Source organism: Nostocoides japonicum T1-X7 (genome assembly GCF_001046855.1).
GTDB lineage: Bacteria > Actinomycetota > Actinomycetes > Actinomycetales > Dermatophilaceae > Nostocoides > Nostocoides japonicum.
Genome location: NZ_HF570958.1, coordinates 4,075,656 through 4,080,313 on the forward strand (window position 1 = coordinate 4,075,656; position 4,658 = coordinate 4,080,313).

The following is a 4,658-nucleotide window of genomic DNA, read 5'->3' on the forward strand; positions in this document are numbered from 1 at the left end:
CCCCCCCCCCCCCACCTCGTCCGGCGCCGTGTCGGTCACCGCCTCGGACGTCGCCGCGCTCGAGCGCGAGCCGCTGCCCCACGCCGTGACCCTCGCCGGGGCCGCCGGCGTCATGCGGCCGACCGTCGCTGCCACGCTGGCCCAGCGGTATGCCGCGACCGTGCTCGCCGGAGGACGTCCACCGAGCCTGCACCCGGCCTCCGCAGCGGTCTCCCCCGCGGCCTCTCCCACCGTCTCGGGCACGTCCGGCGCCTCGGCCTCGCCGCCCGACCTCACGCCGTCGCCTCCGGTGTCCGTGACGACCTCCGGCGATGCCTCCAAGTGGCCCGCGACGTCGGCGAACGTCGTCGTCGAGGCGACCCGCAGCGCGACCTACGGGCTCCAGGTCGTCGCCGCCCAGTCCACCGGCGCCCAGCGGACCCTCGCGACCGCGACGCTGCGGGAGCTCGCCGCCCTCGACGCCGCCCAGACCCCGCGCCTCACGACGACCCCGCCGACGGTCCTCGGCTACGACCTGCCGTATGCCGTGACAACCCCGGCCGCCGCCCGGCGCCTCGCGGGGCACGTCCTCACCGGCCTGCGCGCGGCATACGGGTCCGAGCTGCCGACCCTCGAGACGGTGAGCGACCAGCCCTTCCTCGACCTCGCCGAGTGGCTCGGCCGGGTCGAGGTCCTCGTCCGGCGGTGGGGCGGGACCCTCGTCCCCTTCCCGGGGATGTCGGGATGAGCCGGTCCGACCTCACCCCGCCCTCTCGCCGTGCGTGTCATGACCGGTCTTCACACGGCATACCGGTCGAGCAGCCGACCTTCGAGACCGTGGGTGACCGGCCCTTGCCCGGCCGCGCCGACCGGCCGCGACGCGTCGCGCCCCGCATCCGGTGGTGCGGCCGGAGGCTCGACCTTCTCCCTGGCAGGTCGGGATGAGCCGGCCGGACCTCGTCCCGCGGGCCCTCGTCGACCGCGTGCGGGACCTGCCCGCCGAGGGCGGCCCGGACGGGGCGACGTGGCTACGGACGCTGCCGGCCCTCCTCGAGGAGGTGCTGCAGGAGTGGTCGCTCACGCCGGCCGGGGAGCCGATGAGCGGCTGGACCGCGGTCGTCGTGCCGGTCGACCGGGACGGGGAGCGGCTCGTGTGCAAGGTCGCCTGGCCGCACGAGGACGGGGCCGGCGAGCACCTCGCGCTGCGCCACTGGGCGGGCGACGGCGCGGTGCGGCTGCACGCCGCGGATCCGGCGCGGGGCGCGCTGCTCCTCGAGCGGGTCGACGCGTCCCGGGACCTCACGGAGCTCTGGGACGAGGAGGCCTGCGAGATCATCGGCGGCCTCCTCGCGCGCCTCCACGTGCCGGCTCCCGCGAACCTGCGGCGGCTCTCGGACGTCGTGGCCGGTCAGCTCGAGGAGATGCGCGCCCGACCCGACCTGCTCCCCCGCCGCCTCGTCGCCCGGGCCGCCGCCCTCCTCGCCGACCTGTCGTCCGACCCCGCGTGCGACGCCACGCTCCTGCATACCGACCTGCACTTCGAGAACGTCCTCGCGGCCGAGCGCGAGCCGTGGCTCGCCATCGACCCGAAGCCGCTGGGCGGCCACCCCGGGTACGAGCTCCAGCCGGTCCTCCGCAACCGGGTGGAGGAGCTCGGGACCGGTTCGTCGTTCCGCTGGTCGGTGCGACGCCGGGTCGAGGTGACGTGCGAGGCGGCCGGGATCGACGAGCAGGTGGCACGTCTGTGGACCGTCGTCGCCTCCACGGTCCAGGCGTTCTGGGCGGCGCGCGACGGCGACACCGACCGGGTCGGGCTGCACATCGCCCTCGTCAAGGCCCTCGAGGACTGATCCCGTCGGCCGGAGTCGGTCGTGGACGGCTCGGCTCGGTCGCGGGCGGCCGGACGATCCCTTGTGGGGAAGCTGGTTGGAGCCCTGACTCTCACCGGCTTCCCCACAAGGACTCGGGATGCCGTTTCGCCCAGGCCTGCCGTGTGTTTCGCACGTGCCGAGTTGTTGTCGTCGGAGAGTCGGTTCAGGAGCATCAACTCGGCACGTGCGAGGTTTCGTCATGATCGAGGCAGCCACGTGCGACCAGAGAGTCCTTGTGGGGAAGCTGGTTGGAGTCCTGGCTCGGGCCAGCTTCCCCACAAGGCTGTTGCCGTCAAGCCCTTCGCGTCGACCAGGGGCCCACCCCAGCAACCCGAGCGACGGCCCCCGCTCGGGTCAGCGCAACAGCCCGATCAGCCGCTCGGGTCAGCGCAGCAGCCCGATCAGCACGAGGACGCACGCGGCGAGAATGGCCGGCGCGAGCGTGGCGAGCAGCACGTCGACGACGCGCTCACGGCCCGGCGTGCTCCGGTGATCGCCGCTCGCCCCGGGCGCGAACCGGTGGCCGGCACCCCAGACCGCAGCGACCTGAGTGGCCAGCCAGTTGGCATACGCGCCGTACACCGCGAGCCAGAACGTGACGACGAGCCAGCCGTGGCTCAGGTGGAGACGCGGCCACGTCAGTCCCAGCACCATGAGCAGCGGGCCGTTGGTCATTCCCTGCAGGTGACTGGCGACCCCCATCCGCGGGTTGGTGAACCTCGGCACGAGGAGCCCGGTGACGAGCCCGAGGATCACGAGGAGGATCCCGAGCTCGAGCAGGTGTTGATCCACGTCCGGAACCTATGCCGTCGGGACACCGCCTGTCCGCGGAGTGGCCGATATTCGCGGATGCGGATCGTGGCAGTCGATGCCTGGCAGTTCTCGTGGCCGCGAGTGGCGGGTCGTCTGAGTGGCCCCGGGTGAGCACTCGCAACGACCTCGGGCCCGAGCTCGTCGTGGGTGAGCTCGCCGACGTCCCAGCCCCGGTCGTCCCAACCCACAAGCGGCCTTCTCATGCGTGACCCTGCACCCTCACCCGTGACGCTGCGCCGCGGACGACCTCCGGCGCGGCTCGCGGCGTCGACACGTGGTCCACCGTCACGCGTCCGGGCGGCTCCGGACGACCCGTGGCCGGCAGCGTGAGACGGTAGACGGGTGAACCGTCTCGCCTCGGCGATGAGCCCGTACCTCCTCCAGCACGCCGACAACCCCGTCGACTGGTGGGAGTGGGGACCCGAGGCGTTCGCGGAGGCGCGGCGCCGGGACGTGCCGGTGTTCCTGTCGGTCGGGTATGCCGCGTGCCACTGGTGCCACGTCATGGCGCACGAGTCCTTCGAGGATCCCGAGGTGGCGCGCGTGCTCGCGGAGGGGTATGTCGCGGTGAAGGTCGACCGCGAGGAGCGGCCCGACGTCGACTCCGTCTACATGGCGGCGACCCAGGCGCTCACCGGAGCTGGAGGCTGGCCGATGACCTGCCTCCTCACCCCGTCGGGCGATCCCTTCTTCGCGGGCACGTACTTCCCCACGCCGCAGCTCACGGCTCTCCTCGCGAACGCGGCTTCCGTGTGGCGCGAGGACCGGGCACGGGTCCTCAGCTCCGCCGGGCACATCGCCGCACGGCTGCGTGAGGTGGTCGAGGCGGCCGGATCGCGTTCTGCCGTGGACGAGTCCGCTCTCGAGGCCGCGGTGGCCCAGCTGCGCCGGACGTTCGACCCGGCGTATGCTGGGTTCGGCGGTGCGCCGAAGTTCCCGCCGTCCATGGTCCTCGAGCAGCTGCTGCGCCACCATGTGCGGACCGGCTCCGCCGACGCCCTCACGATGGCGTCCGAGACGTGCGAGGCGATGGCCCGCAGCGGGATGTACGACCAGCTCGACGGTGGCTTCTTCCGGTATGCCGTGGACCGGGCCTGGATCGTGCCGCACTTCGAGAAGATGCTCTACGACAACGCACTGCTCGCCCGGGTGTACGCGCACCTGCATCGGCTCACGGGCGCGGACTGGGCGGCCCGGGTGGCGCAGGAGACGGCCGACTTCGTCGTCGCCGGGCTCGGCACCCCGGAGGGCGGCTTCGCCTCGGCGCTCGACGCGGACACCGACGGTGTCGAGGGGCTGACCTACGTGTGGACTCCGGACGAACTCGTGGAGGCGCTCGGCCCCGAGGACGGCGCCGCCGTCGCCGACCTGCTCTCCGTCACGCCGGAGGGCACCTTCGAGCGGGGAACCTCGACCCTTCGTCTCCTCGTCGACCCGCCAGATCCGTTGTGGTGGAAACAGATCCGCGGCCGACTCGCCGAGGTCCGCACGGGCCGGCCGCAACCCGCCCGCGACGACAAGGTCGTCACGTCGTGGAACGGCCTCGCCGTCGCGGCCCTCGCCGACGTCGGTGCGCTCCAGGCACGGCCCGACCTCGTAACCGCGGCCGAGCAGGCCGCGGACTTCCTCCTCGAGACACACCTCGTCGAGGGCCGGCTGCGACGCGTCTCCCGCGCGGGCGCCGTCGGGTCAGCGACAGCCGTCCTCGACGACCACGGGAACCTCGTCGAGGGGCTGCTGGCCCTCCACCAGGCGACCGGGGAGCCCCGCTGGCTCGAGTGGGCCGAGCGGCTGCTCACCGTCGCCCTGGAGCACTTCCGCGACGGGGCCGGCGGCTGGCACGACACGGCCGACGACGCCGAGCAGCTCTTCGCCCGGCCCGCGGGCCAGACCGACAACGCCGAGCCGTCGGGCGTGTCGTCGATCGCCGGTGCGGTCCTCACGTATGCCGCGCTGACCGGTTCCCCCACGCACCGCACCGCCGCCGAGGACGCC

General features: G+C 73.4%; 4 protein-coding genes. 3 read left to right on the forward strand and 1 reads right to left on the reverse strand.

The genetic code is table 11. From position 1 onward, the window contains the following. Together BN12_RS18480 and BN12_RS18485 are read left to right on the forward strand one after the other, a co-directional pair. Positions 1–727, forward strand: a 727-nt coding sequence (locus BN12_RS18480; RefSeq protein WP_235432465.1) for a DUF4439 domain-containing protein, incomplete at its 5' end; no start/stop codon positions are given. 193 nt (positions 728–920) lie between these two features. After that, positions 921–1,829 carry an aminoglycoside phosphotransferase family protein gene (locus BN12_RS18485; RefSeq protein WP_053080088.1) on the forward strand — a complete coding sequence of 303 codons (909 nt, stop codon included), beginning with the start codon at positions 921–923 and terminating at the stop codon, positions 1,827–1,829. 405 nt (positions 1,830–2,234) lie between these two features. Here the strand turns inward: BN12_RS18485 and BN12_RS18490 are convergent, their stop codons facing one another. Further along, positions 2,235–2,642 (reverse strand): hypothetical protein, encoded by a 408-nt coding sequence (locus tag BN12_RS18490; RefSeq protein ID WP_048554791.1) that lies wholly within the window; start codon positions 2,640–2,642, stop codon positions 2,235–2,237. A 363-nt stretch (positions 2,643–3,005) separates the two neighbouring features. Between BN12_RS18490 and BN12_RS18495 the strand changes: the two genes are divergently transcribed. Continuing rightward, on the forward strand, positions 3,006–4,658 hold a 1,653-nt coding region (locus BN12_RS18495), incomplete at its 3' end, for a thioredoxin domain-containing protein (protein ID WP_048554793.1).